Raw genomic sequence first — 17,529 nt, forward strand, 5'->3', positions numbered from 1 at the left:
TTACTATCTGTACTGGAATATGACCGGAAAATTACTGAAGTAACTGCATTAAAGATATTTAAATTTAATGGAGCACGCTATGCTAAAAGTCCCGATAGATTTGAAGAAGATAAGTGATGAATAAAGAAGGATGAAAATGAAGGTTATAAAGCTCATCAATTTTTTTGCTAATCTGAAGAATAACACACAGAAATTAATATCTTATTACTCACATAAAGATTATTTCTATTAAATAGTAAAGAAAGCTATAACTGGCTTTCCTTTTTAAAGATATCCCCTTATAAAAAAGAAATATAAACCCCTACTTACAGCAAGGTTTAGCCATCACTTGATAACGAAGTCCCGGCCAACTCCGCCTGAGTAATTCCCCTTAAATCAATAGGATATGTAATTGCAAAAAGCCCCTCTAATTAGGGGCTTTTAACATACTAAGTAAAAAAAAGACCTTACCCGTAAAGTTTACATAAGAATAAGGTCTGCAATAATACTTGAACTTAATCAGCAATATTTATTATATAGTAAAAAATTCCTAATTCCAAGTAAAAAGACCTATAAATAGAATTTTACTAAAGGCTTTTTTAAAATATTTAACAAGGGGTTCTCCTACATCACACGTTTAAACATCTTCTCCATCTCATAAGAAGAATAATGAACAATAATCGGCCTGCCATGTGGGCAAGTGAAAGGATCTGATGTGTGGCGGAGCTCTTCAAGCAAACTTTCAATCTCGTCATTGCGGAGATGGCGGTTTGCTTTGATGGAGCCTTTGCAGCTCATCATGATGGCTGCTTCTTCCCGGAGCAGCTTGATGTCGACTTTTTTCATGGCAAGGACTTGTTCGATCATTTCTTCAATTGTTTCTATTTCTTCGTCCTTTGGAAACCATTGCGGATGGGAGCGGACGAGATAGCTTTGCTGGCCGAATGGCTCGAGGAAGACGCCGACTTTTTCTAGTTCTGCTTTGTTTTCCTCTATCTTCATCCATTCATCTAATGAGTATTCCAATGTAAGTGGAATCAGCAGCTCTTGCAGCTCGTTATGAACTTCACCGACTTTTTCGCGGTAAAATTCGTATTTGATGCGCTCTTGGGCGGCATGCTGGTCGATAATGTACAAGCCTCTTTCGTTTTGAGCGAAAATATAGGTGCCATGCATTTGCCCAATTGGGTATAATGGCGGAACGCGGTTTTCCGCTGCCACATCTTCGAGCACTTCCTCTTCCCACGTGTCTTCGCTGGTATCCACTACTGGTTCTGGAACATTTGGAAAAGCAGTTTCTTCTGTGTATAGTGGCTCCTCAACCGGAGGCTCTTTCATTGAAAACAGTTCTGGCAGCTCTGCATTTAGGAGCGGAGCTGTGTCTACTGGTGCATAATCAATGCTTGTATTGGAGAAAGCAAATGGCTGTGCCTGCTGTTTCGGCATTTCCTGACGATTTTCCCTGGCTTGGTCAAAGGAGAACGCTGTTTGCTCGTCCTTCGGTGCTTTCGCTTTTTCACGGATAAAGCCGGCTGGAATTAATTCCTTCTTTTTGAACGCTGCTTTAATACTCTCACACACCAGTTCATTGAGCTCTTGCTCCTTGCTGAAGCGAACCTCCATTTTAGATGGATGGACGTTAACATCGACTAGCATCGGGTCCATTTCCACATTCAAAAGAACGATTGGAAATCGGCCAATTGGCAGCAATGTATGATAGCCTTCTTGAATACTGCGCACAAGGGAGTAGTTCTTAATAAACCTGCCGTTAATCATCGTTGAAATATAATTGCGGGAGGCTCTCGTTATTTCAGGGAGCGCCATAAAGCCTGAAAGGGTAAAGTCCAGTGACTTTCCTGTTATTGGAATCATCTTTTTCGCTATATTTAACCCATAAATACTTGCCAAAACTTGCCTAACATCGCCGTTTCCGTTCGTATGAAGCAGCTTCCTGTCATTATGAACAAGGCGGAAGCTGATCTCAGGGTGCGATAATGCCAGCCTGTTAACGATATCTGTGATATTGCCAAGCTCTGTATGAATGGATTTCATGTATTTCAAACGTGCCGGTGTATTAAAGAACAGATTAGAAACAGTGATTTCCGTGCCTTTTCGTCCTGGAGCGCTCTCTTGCTTCTTAAGATGACCGCCTTCAAGCTCGACCATTGTACCTTTTTCTCCAGTTGATGTTGTCAGTACTACATGGGAGACAGAAGCGATACTTGGCAAAGCCTCGCCTCTGAAACCTAATGTGCGGATGCGGAAAAGATCGTTTTCATCCTTAATTTTACTTGTAGCATGACGGGAGAAGGCAGTCAGCACATCCTCTTCCTCAATGCCTGCGCCATTATCGAGAATGCGGATGCTTTGCAGGCCTGCTTCCTCGATAAAGATTTCGATATTGGTGCTGTTTGCATCAATGCTGTTCTCTACTAATTCTTTAACAACAGAGGCTGGCCTTTCGACTACTTCTCCTGCAGCGATTTTATTGGAAAGTGCATCATCGAGTTGAAATATCTTTGCCACTGTTTTCACCTCTTCTTTTATGTGAACTTAATCGTTTTTTATCTTTTTATGCAGTTCATATAATGTGTTTAATGCCTGCATTGGTGTCATATCTAAAATATCGAGTGATTTGATTTTCTGAAGAATTTGTTTTTCCTTTCCTGCCAATTTAGCAGCAGGTTTTTGGTTTTGCATTTCATCAAAGAATGACAGCTGGGCATCTCCATTACTCTCAACTGCTGGAGTTTCCTCCTTCACAATCACTTGTGCAGCAGCTTGCTTGCCATCTTCTTTCTGCTCAAGTGACAACAGAAGCTCTTGCGCCCTGTCAATCAGCTCTGGCGGAAGCTCTGCCAATTGTGCGACATGAATTCCGTAGCTCTTGTCTGCCGCTCCTTCTTTAATCTTATGAAGGAAGACGACTTTGCCGTTTTGCTCCATGGCACTTACATGAACATTGCTTAGGCGGGCAAGCTCTTGATCGAGCACTGTGAGCTCATGATAATGGGTAGAGAATAATGTTTTCGCACCGACTATATCATGAATATGCTCAATTATTGCTTGAGCAAGGGCCATGCCATCATAGGTGCTTGTCCCCCTGCCAATTTCATCAAATAAAATCAAACTGTCCTTTGTTGCATGCAGCAAGGCATTGCGAGCTTCTAGCATTTCTACCATAAAGGTACTTTGTCCAGAAATCAAATCATCTGCTGCCCCGATTCTAGTGAATACTTGGTCAAAGATTGGCAATGTCGCTTCCTCTGCCGGGACAAAGCAGCCGATTTGTGCAAGAATGCTAGTTAAAGCCACTTGCCTCATATACGTGCTTTTACCAGACATATTCGGACCTGTAATGAGCAGCAGCTCTCTGTCAGCATCCATTAAACAGCCATTAGCCACATAGCTTTGTGAATTCATCACCTTCTCGACAACAGGATGGCGTCCATTTTGAATGTGCAGCACTCTTTCAGAAGAAAAAGCAGGTTTCACATAACGGCGGTCTTCGCTGACGGTTGCGAAGCATTGGAGCACATCTAGTGCGCTGACGGTTTTCGCTAACATCTGCAGTCTTGGAATATAGTCTTTCACCGTTTCACGGATGATTGTGAACAAGTCGTATTCCAGCTCTACTATTTTTTCTTCTGCCTGTAAAATCAGGCTCTCTTTTTCCTTCAGCTCTGGTGTTATATAACGTTCTGCATTTGCCAATGTTTGTTTTCGCTCGTATTGGCCTTCCTGCAGCAAATGCACATTTGCTCTCGTCACTTCTATATAGTAGCCAAACACACGGTTATAACCGATTTTTAACGACTTAATCCCTGTTTTTTCCCGCTCTTGCCGTTCTAGCTGGGCAATCCAGGTTTTACCGTTGCGGCTCGCATCTCTGTATTTGTCAAGCTCTTCATTATAACCATCAAGAATGATATTGCCTTCCTTGACAGATAGCGGCGGATTTTCCACAATCGCTGTTTCCAGCAAATCTGTAACCTCTTCACAAGGGTCCAGTTCACTTGCAAGCAAGTTTGCTTCATTAGTGCCGAATTGAGCGACAAGCTCTTGAATTGCTGGAATTTGCTGCAGCGATTTCTTCAACTGCACAAGATCCCGTGCATTCACATTCCCGAAAGCAACTCTTCCGGCAAGTCTTTCTAGGTCGTACACTTCCTTCAGCTTTTCGCGCAAGTCCATTCTTTCGAAATAATGGCTGATCATGACCTCTACCATGTTTTGTCTTTCAGCGATTTTATCTCTGTTCAAGAGCGGACGGTCAATCCATTGCTTTAAGAGCCTGCCTCCCATTGCTGTTTTCGTCTCATCCAACAGCCACAGCAAAGAGCCTTTTTTCCCTTTCGAGCGGATTGTTTCTGTCAGTTCAAGATTGCGTTTTGAGAAATAATCAATTTTCATAAAGTCATCAATCACATATACAGACACGGGCTGCAAGTGATCAAGGCTTCGTTTTTGTGTTCGGTAAAGATAAGCAAACAATCGGCTCACAGTAGATTGCAGTGCTTCATCATGGACTTCAGCCAACAACACACCATACTGCTCTAAAACAGCAGCATCGTTTTCATAGGACAAAGTTAAATGAGCACGCTCCTGCATGCGTTTTTTGCTGTCTTCTGGAAAATCTGGGCTGATGATGACCTCCTTTGCTCCTGACAAGGACAATTCATTTAAAGCTGCATCAAAACCCGTTGTTTTAGTCGCTTTACACTCACCTGTTGACAGATCACTATAGGCAAAACCATATGTATGGTTATCCAATACCGTGATTGTGGCAATATAGTTATTTTCCTTATCGGAAAGGTTTCGCCCTTCCATCATCGTTCCAGGTGTAATCAGCTGAACAACTTCCCTGCGGACAACTCCCTTTGCCTGCTTCGGGTCTTCTGTCTGCTCGCATATTGCCACCTTATAGCCGCGCTCAACGAGCTGCTCGATATAGTTCTTCGCTGAATGGTGGGGAACTCCGCACATTGGAATCCGTTCATTTCCCCCGCCTTCCCTGCTCGTCAGCGTGATTTCCAATTCTTGTGATGCTTTAATTGCATCATCAAAAAACATTTCGTAAAAATCGCCTAAACGGAAAAATAAAAAGGCATCCTGGTAATCTGCCTTTACTTGTAAATATTGTTGTATCATGGGCGTGTACGTTGTCATAAAATCCTCCAAAAAGATGTTGCTCACATTAATTCAAATTTATTATTCTACCATTATAGCATATCGGGACACTTTGTTTCAGGTGGTTCCTTCTGCCAGAAAAAAAACAGTCTGCTTTAAGCAATTGCTTAAAGCAGACTGTTTTTTAAAAAATAAGAACTAGGAGAACCTCCTAGTTCTATTCTTCTTCTGAGCCTACAAGGAAATCAGGGTTCAAATCTTCAAACTCTTCATCCTCAACATCCAAGCCCCATACATCATCGCCATCATGTTCTTTATGCTCTGGGAACACTTCAACAACTACTTTTGTTTCCCCGATTACTTCCACTAAAAATTCTCTTTCCACATGAACGATGATTTTGTTGCCGTTTGGTGAGATAACTGCTTCAATGCAGTTCGGTTGCTGAAGCACACGTGCAATCACATCATGATCATCAAGGCAATCTGGATCACGATATTTTAATTTCACGATATCTGTATATTCAACCCGTTCAGTTACGACTTCTGTTTGTGTGTTGTCGTTATAGGAATACCAAACGTTGATATCGTAGTAACCGCTTATTTCTACTGTCTTGCCATTCTTTTCCGCTTCGTACGTATGGTTGATGATCCAGCACCCTAAAATGCTGGAAGGGCTGTTGTCTGGGCAGATCGTATGGTTGGATTTTGTAAATTTACGTCCTTTCGCAACGACTGCCTTTGTAATAATCTCTCTATATTCTCCCATTTTCGAGCGAAACCTCCTCATTCATTTTCATTTCATCCTATGCGGGATAGGAGACTAGTGTGCGATAATTTTTGAAGCTGATAAATTAAAGCTTAAGCCTAATTCATTGTATGAAAATGGAGGGCAAATGTGCCGAACAACAGGAGATTTTCTAGACGAACAACTTAATTTTCTTGCAAGTATGTTTTTGCTACAGTTCCAGCGAAAGCCGAATCATGTCTCTGCATATAATCCCGTTTTCAATGATTTCTTCCTCATAATCTTTAAAAAAATCAAAATCGATACCAACAATACGGAACCCGCATTTCTGATAAAATGCCAGCTGACCGATACTCGAGTTGCCTGTGCCAACGTCTATCTGCCTGAATCCTTGCTGTCTTGCCCAATTAATGGCATCATGCACAAGCAGCTTTCCGATACCGCGTCCTTGCATCGCTTCAGCGACTGCAATATTCACTAATTCCACAACTTTAGGTCGTGTTGGCAGAAGAACATATACACCTGCTATTGTGTTATTACTGTCTGCCACAAAACATTGTCCTCTGCTTAAATAATCATGGATATGACTAGAAGAAGGATCTGCAGACAGCAGCAGTGTTAACGGAGGTGTTTCATTTACTGACAGTTTACGTATATTCATCTCCAATCTCTCCTTTATCCATAAATAATTCTTTCTAAGCTTTAAAAAAACCTTCCTAACAAAAAAAGCCTGATAAGCAAAGGCTTATCAGGCTTACATTCATTTATCGTACTGCTTCTTCTAATTTATCAACAAAAATTCCTGTATAGTTGATGCTTGCTGCAAGCTTCTTCATTTGCATTTTGGAAATAGCAGATGATGGATTAATCATGATGATTTTTTTGAAGCCGTTAGACATATACAGCTTGAAGCATCCTTCTAAAACTGGGAGCATATCAGGCTTAGATGCAGCAAGATTGGTTGAATCAATAACTAATGTATATGTTGCTGGAACGATTGATTTAACATGCTTATTATACTCAGCAAGAAACGACTGACCATCTTCTTCTTTCATAAATCCGCTGACAGTAATAAATAATTCCTTTGTTGCTTCCTTTTTTTCAAATGTAAACATAATAATTTCCTCCTAAAATTGATATAAAAGTGATGACATACTATAGCCGACAGCTACAGAGCAAAAAACTACCTTATCTCCGTCTTTTATTCTTTTTCGTTCAAGAGCATCATGGAGCGCAAATATCGGGCTGGTTACGCCTGTATAACCAAACTTTTCACCTACAAATGTATAGTTGTCTAGACCAACCTTAAGTTTCTGCAATGCTTCTTCCACTTCTGGTCTGGAAAACTGAGAAAAAATCCAGTGGTCAATCTCCGCTGGCTGCACATTATGCCGAGAGAGCATGGCAGTAATCAGCTTTTTCCATTCGTCAGAGAAAAAGCTGACATCATGGGGATCAAACCGAAGTTTTTTACTTGCAGCAGGGATGTTCTCATTAAACAGTTGAGAAAATCCTACAGCTGGATACATGACGAAGTCTGCAAGACTTGCATCTGTGTGATAATTGCTTGCTATAAGTCCAATAGGCTCTTCTGTTTTTTCCAGAACTACAGCACATGCGCCGTCTGCAAAGTTAGGATACATAACAGTATCATCTTTTCTGGCGATATTGCTTACATACACACTGCCGATAATAAGTGCTCTCTGAAGGTCTGCACGGCTCTTCAAAAATGCATTCACTTGATCAATATCTGACAGCATTCCAATACAGTTAGCATTCATATCATAGACAATATGAGCATTTTTCGCCCCTAATATACGATTAAGGAGAAGTGCGTTGCTTGGATAAGTGTATTCGGGTGTGTCAGAGACAAAAACAATCATATCCAGTTCTTCTGCTTTAGTATTAGTACTATCAAGTGCTTTTACTGCTGCTTCGCTTGCCATCGTAATGGTGTTTTCTTTCTCCGGATTAACTAAATATCGTTCTTTCCTGCCAAGATGGTTCATCAATCCTTCTGCTTCTAGGCCTAATGCGTGAAAATGGTCTATAAAAAACTGATTATCATATTTTGTTTCTGGGTGGGCAATGCTAACACCCTTAATTTTGACTTGATTAGCCAACTTGCTCACACTCCCCCAAATTTCATAAAAAAAATCCACCCGAAAAAGGATGGATTGGTATCTGTCTCCTTTTCGGCAACCTGGCAATCATTGCAGCTTAACCACTGCTTTAGACCCATAGCTTTGCGTCCTTATTTTTCAATAAGTTTGCTAGTATCGAAGGCTTATCTTCTCATGTACGAGATTATTTTAGTATATTTATTTTCCTCCGTCTAGTATTTTAGAACTATTAAAGAAAGGTAAATATAACCAATTATTTGTATTTACCTAGTTTTATATACCTATAAACCCTCATCAAGTTAGATGTGTTGTACAATTATACAAGCTGCATCTCCAGCTGTTATCAATAAATGAAAAATTTGTAAAGGATGTATTTTTCAGCGGATGTTCCACACTAACTTGCGGGTCAAGCTCAGCTATAAGCATAGTTAGAAGTGCACCATGACTGACTATCAATATATTTTGATGTATTGCTTTGTCTAATCTTTCCCTTCTAAAGGCTTGTGTGCGTGCTTTGACACTTTCAACAGACTCTATCCCTAAGTCTAGCTCACGCCAATCCTCGCCCCATCTTGCTATTCTTTCTCGTTCTGTTGTTCCTTCTATCATTCCTCCGCCTGTTTCGCGCAGCCTTGTATCAAAAATAACCTTTATTTGCAGTCTTTCTGCCATGATTTCAGCGGTTTGTCGCTCTCATTAAGTCACTTGTGTAGATTACATCCCAATTATCTTGGCAAAGACGGTCTGCAAGCAAACGAGCTCCATCTACTCCCTCTTTATCTAAAGGAATATTGCTGCTCCCTTGTGCCCTTCCCTCTCTATTCCAAGCTGTACTGCCATGGCGAATTAATCCCAGTTTCATCTTGTTTTTCTCCCTCCTATAAAAAATGCTTTCCACTAGGAAAGCATTTTTAGCTATGTCTATGCAGCTCATGTGCCAGATATATCATTACTTGCCTTTTCAAAGCACAAATTAACCGTTCGTTCTAATGAGCGGGTTCGATGCATCACATTTGCCGGCACAGTATACATGTCACCTGGCTTTAAGCTTACTGTTTGGTTATTTTCCAAATCAATAAACAGCTCCCCTTCGATCACAATAAACAGCTCATCACAATCCTCATGCTTATGCCAATGATATTCTCCTTCAATGACAGCTATCCGAAGAGCGTGATCATTTACCTCACTTACTATAAAATTACTGTATTCTGCCTTACCCTTTGTCAACTCTAATAAATGAATTAACTCTAACTGTCCCTTTTTAACCAGCCTGCTCACATCCTGCCTTTCATTTTCATTTAATATTTCTCTGCTTATTTCTAATCTCCTGTTTTTTTTATAAAAAGGATAAAAGTAGTAAGAATGGTTAATCTATACATAGTGAATAAAAGGAGGAATAGTTATGGAGCAATCTTTATATGAAAAAGTTGGCGGAGAAGAAGCAATTTCTAAAGTAGTTGATTATTTCTATAATGAGTTAGTATTAAAGGATGAATCAGTAAGTCATTTTTTTGAGCATACAAATATGGAAAAACAACGCAGTCATCAGACTAAATTTATCAGTTTTGCATTAGGCGGACCGAAGCAATATACAGGAAAGGCAATGGCAAAAGCGCATGAAGGAATGAATATCCAGCCGGAACACTTTAATGCAATCGTCAAGCATTTGCATGATGCACTAGCTCATTACGGTGTAGAGGAGAACGATATCCAGACCGCTTTAGAAAAGGTTGGCGGCTTAAAGGACGATATTTTGTACAAATAAAGAGCAAAAGAAGGTTTACCCTTCTTTTGCTCTTTCCACTTACTATTTAAGGTTTGGCAAGATCATCCCGGTTAACTGCATGCGGCGGTTCTTCCATCCAGCCGTTTTCCATCATTATTTTTGCCCCGTTTGTCACAAACATCATAATATTCATAAGCGATTTCGTATACATAACTCCGATATCATGTCTGCCATTTACAGCAAGAGAATTTCCGAACGCTCTTATTTTCATGGAAAACATGTCAACTTTATGAAAAAGCATCAGCTTATCAGAAAAGGGCGCAAACGTCGAGGTTGTTATTAAATGGTCTAAGTATTCGGGAGACGGCAAGTTTTCCTCATGAAGTAAAAGCTTGTACCGTTCCACATTCTTATGCGTCATCTCTTTCCCTCTTATAAATAAGCTTTTCACTTTTTCCTGTCTTGCAACTTGACCGAAAGCCAGTATTAGCGCTTTGCTTGTGACATTGTTTTCGATATTGTCGTAAAGATGGGTAATCTCCATCGCATGAAGAGGGCGAACTTTCCCAATATATCCATTCAGAAAATTTTCGTTGGCAAATTCAGGCCTGTCTTGCACTGGAATAAGCGGCGGCTTCTTAATAAAGCCCTTCCTTAATAGAATCATTTTAATTTGCTCCATCAATTGCATCGTTGCATCCATACAATAAACGAAAAAATCACGAACATCCTCACGATAGACGAGGGGAATGGCTATTTGATAGATGCTCAAACCTGCTTTGGCTGCGTATTTTAAATAATGAACATAGAATTCATCTTCAAATAGCTTAGGAGCATTTAAATTAACATCCTTTTCTGTGAAGCCGACAGGAAATGGAATCTTATCTTTTTTAAATATTTCCTTCGTCGTTTCCAGGAAAACATCCGATAAGTGTAAAGCATTCTTTAATAATGCTTTAATATCCTCATCCTCCACATGCTGTAAATAATAGCTCAGTATGCATCTCGACATGCTGTTTCCCATATAGGTTGCCCACAGCTTTGCCACTTCTGCCGAAGTAAGTGGTTCATTCGGACTTGATTTATGTGAGCCTATTTTAATCGGTTTGATTGTATTCAAGGCATATTCCTCCACGTCGGTTTTGCTTATTTTTTCCGTGAAGGAATCAGATTATACAAAGGATTAGTTACTCTTACAGCAGACCTACCAACTGAAGACCATGAACAATTCCGTCTTCTTCCACCGATTTCGTTACATATTTGGCACAAGCCTTTATATGCTCCTCTGCATTGCCCATTGCCACACTGTTAACAATAGCTGTCAGCATTTCCAAATCGTTTTCACCATCGCCAAAGGCATATTGGTTCTCTTTAGCAATGCCGAGCTTTTCGGTCATTTTGGCAATACCTCGAGCTTTTGAGCCGCCTTTAGGCAAAATATCGACAGATACAGGATGCCATCTGACAAAGTCGAAGTCTTCAGAGACTTGTTCATACTGCTTTTCTTCCCCCTCCTGGCAGAATAATAGCGACTGGAACAGGTCTCTGTCTTTATAATAAAGAGGATCATGTGTTGGAAAATGGGCTATTTTCAGTGTTTGGATGCTTTCTTGTATAAAGATATGCTCCGGAACATTTGCTCTCATATCCTCATGGTCCATATACACTACCGGATGGTCATTTAGCAATGCGGCTTCGGCAAGCTTTTCCAATGATTGAATATTTAATGGGTTCTTATATATAACCTCGCCATTTAACACGACATACTGTCCGTTGTAGCTGACATACGAATCGATTTCAAGCTCCTTGCGTAAATCTTCGAACATAAACGGCGCTCTTCCTGTAGCAATCGCTACCTCATGGCCTTTTTCTTTTAATTGGAAAATTGCTTCTTTGGCAGACTGAGGCAATTGCTTTTCATGTGTAAGCAAAGTCCCATCTATATCAAAAAATATAATGCTTTTCTCGTTCATTTCATTCCCTGCTTTCTATTAGTAATCCTGCTGTAAAAATAACTCCGCTGTTATGTCTATTACTTGAAGTAACAGCTTAATTTTCATTTAGTTTACGGTATGAAACGCATTTCAGGTCAATTATTAATTGTGTAAACGCATTAAATCATATTATTTCTTTGTTTTTTTCTGTTGACCTATACAGAAAATAACAGCATACCGAGCATAAGAGAGCAAGCAGTCCTATAAATCCATAACCAAATTTCAAACCAATGATTTCACTGTTCGCTGCACCAAGGCTATTTGCAGCTATACGAGCTGTATCAATGATAAAGCCAATTAAGAAATTTCCGATCACACTCGCTATTCCCATTAAAGTAACGGTAAAAGTGATCGCAGCTCCCGTTCCAATCGGGTATCTCTTGGCGAGCAATGCCATAATCGTTGGATATACCAGGGCTATGCCTATGCCAGAAATGCAAAAGAAGATGGCGCCTTTTTCTCCGATAAGAATTCCTGCAATGGTGCAAATACCAGAAAAAGCCGAAAAGTACATGATGGACCGAGCAAAGCCAATCTTGTCTGTTACAGGACCTAGCAAAAGCCGTGCAAGCATAAAAAACAGAAAGAATAATGACAGCATATTCGATGCTTCCTTTATATCCCAGCTATATGCCTGCACTAAGAAATTGATCAGCCAGCCGCCTACTGCCATTTCTGAGACGACTCCTAACGAAAGAACAGCGACAATCAGCCATGCAACCCTGTCCTTAATCAAAGACTTAAAGGAAGCACCGTCGCCGTCACTTTTACTTTCAGCCGGAAATTTACTAAAAAGAGACGGTAGAATCGGCAATAAGGATAAAGCTAAAAACAAAAAATACATGCCGCGCCATCCGACATCTCCTTCTCCCCAATGCCAATCCATCACAGAGGCAGCGAAAATTGGTGCGACAGTGGAGCTTAATCCATAAAAGAAATGAGAGATATTCAGCATGGTACCTGTATTTTTTGTAAAAATTCTGGCTGCCATAATGCCAAGGGCAATCTCTAGCATGCCATTCCCTAAATATAAAACAAAAAAGGCAGCAGACAGCGAAGGAAAACTTGCTGACAGATAAATGAATACTCCTGAAAAGGTCATAAGTAGGAATGCAGAGATTCCTGTCCATTTCACTCCGATTCTGTCAGACATCCAGGATGTATAGGAGCATGCAAGAAGATAGCCGAATGAGTTTAAGGCTAAAAGCAAACCAATCTGCGTCTGACTAGCACGAAAGTCTTGTTGAATAAGCGGAATAGCCGGACCTTTTATATTTTCCGAAAAACCAAAAATCAAAAAACCGCCGAAAACTATACTTATGAGCAAATAGTGATTCCATTTACGATCCAACGGATTTTTTTGCAGCACAGCGCTTGCTGTATCGTCTTGTTTGTAATTTAAATTAGCCATAGACTTTCCTTTCTTTAGTCGGTTCTGTTCAATATGTATTTTGCAAAGAACTCTTGTGTCAACTACTAGAGGTCTATGCTAAAAAGCAAAGTTTTATCGATTAATTTCAATTCGATTATTGTCCTTTTCCCTCCTGTTTGCTGAATTTAGATAATGTTTTTATATTAGTCAGCACCTAAAAATATGACCAGCTCTCCCTAGAATCAGTTAAACACATCTAGAATATTAAATTCTTGATGGTTTGCTCTTTTCCTGCCTAAGCTTTGTAAAGAAAAAGAATAAACAGACACAAAATTTTCGGATGTTTTTCGGTTGTAACAAACTGATTATGATAAACTATATTTTGCAATTCATGCTTTTTATTATTATGGCAAGAAATTATTTTTAATGGAGAAGGAGAAATTTACATGCATGAAAAACTAAAAACCATTCCCTCCCTTTCTTCGAATTCTATTTATATGGGTCTTATACTCGCCATTGTGGGGGGCTTTCTTGATGCTTATACTTTTGTCAGCAGAGACGGAGTGTTTGCTAATGCCCAAACAGGAAATATGGTGCTTTTAGCTGTTAAGGCAGCAAACGGCGAATGGAAAGGGGCTCTTTTGTATATCCCGCCTATCATTGCCTTTATATTAGGTGTACTTGTTTCTGAAATAGTGAAAATACCGCATGTACGGCATGTTTTATACAGCTACCGACGCTCTATTCTAATATTGGAGTTTTTTGTTCTTGTGTTTGTCGGCTTTTTGCCATTAAGTGTGCCAAACATGCTTGTGACTGTCAGCATCGCTTTTGTTTCTTCCTTACAGATTTCCACATTCAATAAAGTGGACAAATGGGCCTATAACTCGACTATTACGACAGGAAACCTGCGAACAGCAACACAGGCTGCCTATGCGGCTATTGTCGGACACGATGAGGAAGCTAAGCGGCAGTTTATTGATTTCGGTGTAATCATTCTATCTTTTTTTGCTGGTGCTTTGCTTGGAACGTTTTCTACAACTTATTTTGGAAAAACTTCGATTTGGATTGCTGCAGGCATATTAATGATTGCTATTATTTTGTATCACCGTGATAAAGGATATTATAGGAAAGGGGCACAAAATTAATAAGATAGAACAAAGCCTGCAGCAAATCTTTGCTGCAGGCTTTGTTCTGTCTTATAGCGTAAAACCTAAATATAGTACGATAATAAGGGCGACAACAAACTGAATCCATAAAATAGATGTTTTTCTTCCCTTTTTAGTGCGAATTACAATCATCTCAAGCATTGCAATTACCCATAATCCTACTAATGTTTTTAATGTATGCATAACATCAAGGCCAGTGTAGGTAAGCATCGTCACACCTGTGCCAATGATGGCTAAGTACATCAGTCTTAAAACCATATGCACAATTTTACTTCCTTTGTCTTTGCCGCTCTTATGCAGAAGCAAAGATACCACAAAAAGAATCAAGGCAACCGACCATGCCGTTATATGTATATGTCCCAAACTTTTCCCCCTCCTTTCACTCTCTCAAATCTTATCATAGAATAAAAAAAAATATCCAATAAAACTATCAATTTCCAACTACTTATTTTATAACTGTCCAAACGCCTTGCAATATGGGCAGAACTGCTTTCAGCCCCTCTAACTGGATTCTTCCGAGAACCGAAAGTTCTATAGAAATGCTTGAAATTTTAATTTTAATATTATAACATAGTGAACGTTGTTTATAAAAAATACAATAGATAGTTAACAGAAAAAACAAAATCTTTGGCTTTTTTAGCCTTACTTAGTCAGCATGATGTTCCACTGCTTAATGTATGATTTATAGATTTGATGTCTCCGATTATTTTCAGAAATTTTTAGAAATACTAATAAGGACCGGCAAGGCCCCTAAAGACAAATCATTCTTTAAAAGTTAGACATTTGTTAATGAACAGCATTGAGACTTACGAAGTGGCAGCATCTGGTGATTTTTTCATTTGGCTATTATTTTTTGAAAATTGCTATCTTTACGATTTCGCCATTCAATAATCGTGAAGAGTATTTTCGAAAAGTAGTTAACTTTTATATTTGATCTAAGTTCTGGAGGTTTTATCGTGTCAACTAAAGTACCATTTTCCTTTATTATTATTATTGGCCTGATGTTATTTGCACTGTTTTTTGGTGCAGGAAACCTTATTTTCCCGGCCATGCTTGGCCAATCAGCAGGCAGTGAAATCTGGTCAGCTAATGCTGGGTTCCTTGTTACTGGTGTTGGCTTGCCACTTCTCGGTGTACTAGCTTTCGGCTTTTCCGGGAAAGAAGACTTGCAGTCATTAGCGAGCCGTGTACACCCACTTTTCGGGATTATCTTTACAACGGTTCTTTATTTAGCAATTGGCCCATTATTCGCTATACCGCGTACAGGCAATGTATCTTTTGAGATTGGTGTTAAGCCATTTGTGACAGAAAGTTCTGCCGGTATTGCCCTTCTTATTTTCACTATTATCTTTTTTGCTATTACTTGTTTCTTGTCTCTTAACCCAGCTAAAATAGTAGACATAGTCGGCAGATTCTTAACGCCAATCAAGTTAACATTTATCGGGATTTTGGTTGTTGTTTCCGTCATTTTCCCTATTGGTAAGTTTCAAGCTCCAACAGAGCATTATATGACAAACTCGTTTTTCAACGGGTTCCAAGAAGGATATTTAACAATGGACACACTTGCGTCCTTTGTGTTTGGAATAATTATTATCAATGCTATTCGTGAAAAAGGTGCTACTACTAGAGGCCAAATCATGAAGGTTTGTTTAATGGCAACAGCAATTGCGGCTGTCATCCTTGCTGCTATTTATTCAGCACTTTCCTTTATGGGTGCATCTAGTGTGGAAAAGCTCGGTTATTTAGACAATGGCGGAGAAGTTTTAGCTCGTGTTTCTGACTACTATTTTGGAACATACGGCGGAGTATTGCTTGGCTTGATGATTACAGTCGCTTGTTTAACAACTAGCGTCGGACTAATCACATCTTGTTCTTCCTACTTCCATAAGCTGTTCCCGTCTATTTCGTATAAAGCAATTGCAATCAGTTTATCCGTATTTAGTGCAGTAATTGCCAATGTCGGTTTGACTGAGTTAATTACGATTTCTGTGCCTGTGTTGACTATTATTTATCCACTGGCGATTGTGCTTATATTCCTGACTTTCCTTCATCCACTTTTTAAAGGAAGACCAGCAGTATATCAAATAAGCCTATTGTTTACATTTATCGTCAGCCTAGTGGACAGTTTGCAAGGAACTGTATTAAAAATTTCAGCACTTGATTCGTTCTTTGCAAGTTTCCTGCCAATGTACGGCATTGGTTTAGGATGGATTTTTCCTGCTATAGTCGGCGCTATAATCGGCTATGTAGTGCAGCTTAACAAAGAGAGTGTTGCTACTTTAAATAAATAGATCAAACGAAAGAAAAAAGGAGACTGACGCAATTGTCAGTCTCCTTTTTTCATGCTATTTGACAAAAATTTATAAAAAAAGCAAGACTGGTAAATCGTTCTAGTTCCATGTATAGTACAACTATCTTCTTATGAAAGGAATGTTTTACTTGTTTTATAAATTAACAAAAGAACAGCAGCAGCTAATGGTTTCGGAAATACAAACGTTTTTTGCAGCTGAACGGGACGAGGAAATATCAGAATTCGCAGCGGAAAGCGTGCTTGAGTTCTTTAAGGACACGATTGCTCCTCATTTTTATAATGCTGGCGTTATGGATGTCAAAAATTTAGTGGAAGAGCAATTCTCTGCTATTGAAGATGAAATTTTAACATTGGAAAAACCAATCAGAAAATAGAATCCCTTTTTCCTGCATATACCATTATTCAATGTACATATAGGAGCTGCCAAAGTAACATGCTATACTAGACTTCATTTCTTTTATAGGAGGTTTTCTGGCTATGCGTAAAACAATGCTTGCACTGCTCCTCGCTGCATTTCTTGGCTCAACGATGACTGGCTGTGATGAAATTAATCCAGGCACAGACCAGCCAGGAGAAGATGAAATCGGCGATAATGAAATTAATGACGAAGAATAAAGGCATCGAGTTTTCGATGCCTTTCTAAAAAGTAATTCAAGCTTTCCTCAATCCTCATTATTTGCGTATTTCAGTTCATATCTCTCTTTTTTTGCAAGCCTGAAAGCGCCGCGATAATTGTGCCTGACTGTATTGTTCCAGCGATACCCGCAGGTTGCCGCCGTTTTATTTAATACAACGGCAACCTCTTCAAAGGCAGCAATTGCTGTACTGCCCTCACGAATATGATTCAATACCGTTTCTGCCAGTAAAGCATCTTGTTCTCTCGTAAATGTATGTGGCATTTTATCACCTTTTGTTCGTCTTGATTATCCTTAATATCGACACGAAACAGTTTAGTTTTAGTGCCATTTTACATTTCTAGC

16 protein-coding genes, 2 pseudogenes and 1 riboswitch are annotated in these 17,529 nt (G+C 39.5%); of the genes and pseudogenes, 5 read left to right on the top strand and 13 right to left on the bottom strand.

The window, feature by feature from the left end:
• Nucleotides 1-603 precede the first annotated feature (603 nt).
• The 8 genes and pseudogenes from mutL to LXM54_RS06390 all read right to left on the bottom strand — a co-directional run bounded on the left by mutL (nt 604) and on the right by LXM54_RS06390 (nt 9,246).
• Nucleotides 604-2,505 carry a DNA mismatch repair endonuclease MutL gene (gene mutL, locus LXM54_RS06355; RefSeq protein ID WP_233314233.1) on the bottom strand — a complete coding sequence of 634 codons (1,902 nt, stop codon included), beginning with the start codon at nt 2,503-2,505 and terminating at the stop codon, nt 604-606.
• 27 nt (nt 2,506-2,532) lie between these two features.
• Entirely contained in the window at nt 2,533-5,148 is a 2,616-nt protein-coding gene (gene mutS, locus LXM54_RS06360; protein ID WP_233314234.1) for a DNA mismatch repair protein MutS, read from the bottom strand.
• 178 nt (nt 5,149-5,326) lie between these two features.
• Nucleotides 5,327-5,875 (bottom strand): outer spore coat protein CotE, encoded by a 549-nt coding sequence (locus LXM54_RS06365; RefSeq protein WP_233314235.1) that lies wholly within the window; start codon nt 5,873-5,875, stop codon nt 5,327-5,329.
• 190 nt (nt 5,876-6,065) lie between these two features.
• Nucleotides 6,066-6,515 carry a GNAT family N-acetyltransferase gene (locus tag LXM54_RS06370; RefSeq protein ID WP_233314236.1) on the bottom strand — a complete coding sequence of 150 codons (450 nt, stop codon included), beginning with the start codon at nt 6,513-6,515 and terminating at the stop codon, nt 6,066-6,068.
• A 103-nt stretch (nt 6,516-6,618) separates the two neighbouring features.
• Complete coding sequence (locus tag LXM54_RS06375) at nt 6,619-6,969, bottom strand: hypothetical protein (RefSeq protein WP_233314237.1); 351 nt, start codon at nt 6,967-6,969, stop codon at nt 6,619-6,621.
• Nucleotides 6,970-6,981: 12 nt separating this feature from the next.
• Nucleotides 6,982-7,977 (bottom strand): ketoacyl-ACP synthase III, encoded by a 996-nt coding sequence (locus LXM54_RS06380; RefSeq protein WP_233314238.1) that lies wholly within the window; start codon nt 7,975-7,977, stop codon nt 6,982-6,984.
• Between the two features lie 71 nt (nt 7,978-8,048).
• Nucleotides 8,049-8,139, bottom strand: a riboswitch (cyclic di-GMP riboswitch).
• Between the two features lie 132 nt (nt 8,140-8,271).
• Nucleotides 8,272-8,839, bottom strand: a pseudogene (locus tag LXM54_RS06385) (histidine phosphatase family protein).
• Between the two features lie 68 nt (nt 8,840-8,907).
• A complete protein-coding gene (locus tag LXM54_RS06390) occupies nt 8,908-9,246 on the bottom strand; it encodes a cupin domain-containing protein (RefSeq protein ID WP_233314771.1) in 339 nt (112 codons plus the stop codon).
• 133 nt (nt 9,247-9,379) lie between these two features.
• Here LXM54_RS06390 and LXM54_RS06395 point away from each other — a divergent pair, with 133 nt between their 5' ends.
• On the top strand, nt 9,380-9,742 hold the full coding sequence (locus tag LXM54_RS06395) for a group I truncated hemoglobin (protein WP_233314239.1): 363 nt from the start codon (nt 9,380-9,382) through the stop codon (nt 9,740-9,742).
• Nucleotides 9,743-9,788: 46 nt separating this feature from the next.
• Here the strand turns inward: LXM54_RS06395 and LXM54_RS06400 are convergent, their stop codons facing one another.
• The 3 genes from LXM54_RS06400 to LXM54_RS06410 all read right to left on the bottom strand — a co-directional run bounded on the left by LXM54_RS06400 (nt 9,789) and on the right by LXM54_RS06410 (nt 13,108).
• The gene (locus LXM54_RS06400; RefSeq protein WP_233314240.1) at nt 9,789-10,823 is read right to left on the bottom strand and encodes a DUF3231 family protein; all 1,035 of its coding nucleotides are present in this window, start codon (nt 10,821-10,823) and stop codon (nt 9,789-9,791) included.
• Between the two features lie 73 nt (nt 10,824-10,896).
• Nucleotides 10,897-11,676, bottom strand: coding sequence for a Cof-type HAD-IIB family hydrolase (locus LXM54_RS06405; protein ID WP_233314241.1), 780 nt, complete (start codon nt 11,674-11,676; stop codon nt 10,897-10,899).
• Nucleotides 11,677-11,821: 145 nt separating this feature from the next.
• Nucleotides 11,822-13,108 (bottom strand): MFS transporter, encoded by a 1,287-nt coding sequence (locus tag LXM54_RS06410; RefSeq protein ID WP_233314242.1) that lies wholly within the window; start codon nt 13,106-13,108, stop codon nt 11,822-11,824.
• Nucleotides 13,109-13,515: 407 nt separating this feature from the next.
• Here LXM54_RS06410 and LXM54_RS06415 point away from each other — a divergent pair, with 407 nt between their 5' ends.
• Nucleotides 13,516-14,217: a YoaK family protein gene (locus tag LXM54_RS06415; protein WP_233314243.1), complete on the top strand. Its 702-nt coding sequence runs from the start codon at nt 13,516-13,518 to the stop codon at nt 14,215-14,217.
• Nucleotides 14,218-14,268: 51 nt separating this feature from the next.
• Here the strand turns inward: LXM54_RS06415 and LXM54_RS06420 are convergent, their stop codons facing one another.
• Nucleotides 14,269-14,601, bottom strand: coding sequence for a YisL family protein (locus tag LXM54_RS06420; protein ID WP_233314244.1), 333 nt, complete (start codon nt 14,599-14,601; stop codon nt 14,269-14,271).
• 593 nt (nt 14,602-15,194) lie between these two features.
• Between LXM54_RS06420 and brnQ the strand changes: the two genes are divergently transcribed.
• From brnQ to LXM54_RS06435, 3 genes are all read left to right on the top strand, one after another.
• Complete coding sequence (brnQ, locus tag LXM54_RS06425) at nt 15,195-16,529, top strand: branched-chain amino acid transport system II carrier protein (protein WP_233314245.1); 1,335 nt, start codon at nt 15,195-15,197, stop codon at nt 16,527-16,529.
• Between the two features lie 148 nt (nt 16,530-16,677).
• Nucleotides 16,678-16,923 carry a DUF2164 domain-containing protein gene (locus LXM54_RS06430; RefSeq protein ID WP_233314246.1) on the top strand — a complete coding sequence of 82 codons (246 nt, stop codon included), beginning with the start codon at nt 16,678-16,680 and terminating at the stop codon, nt 16,921-16,923.
• 103 nt (nt 16,924-17,026) lie between these two features.
• The gene (locus tag LXM54_RS06435; protein WP_233314247.1) at nt 17,027-17,164 is read left to right on the top strand and encodes a hypothetical protein; all 138 of its coding nucleotides are present in this window, start codon (nt 17,027-17,029) and stop codon (nt 17,162-17,164) included.
• A 74-nt stretch (nt 17,165-17,238) separates the two neighbouring features.
• Here the strand turns inward: LXM54_RS06435 and LXM54_RS06440 are convergent.
• Nucleotides 17,239-17,448: pseudogene (locus LXM54_RS06440) on the bottom strand (RsfA family transcriptional regulator); the annotation flags it as partial.
• Nucleotides 17,449-17,529 lie beyond the last annotated feature (81 nt).

The organism is Bacillus sp. Au-Bac7 (genome assembly GCF_021341655.1).
GTDB lineage: Bacteria > Bacillota > Bacilli > Bacillales > Cytobacillaceae > Niallia.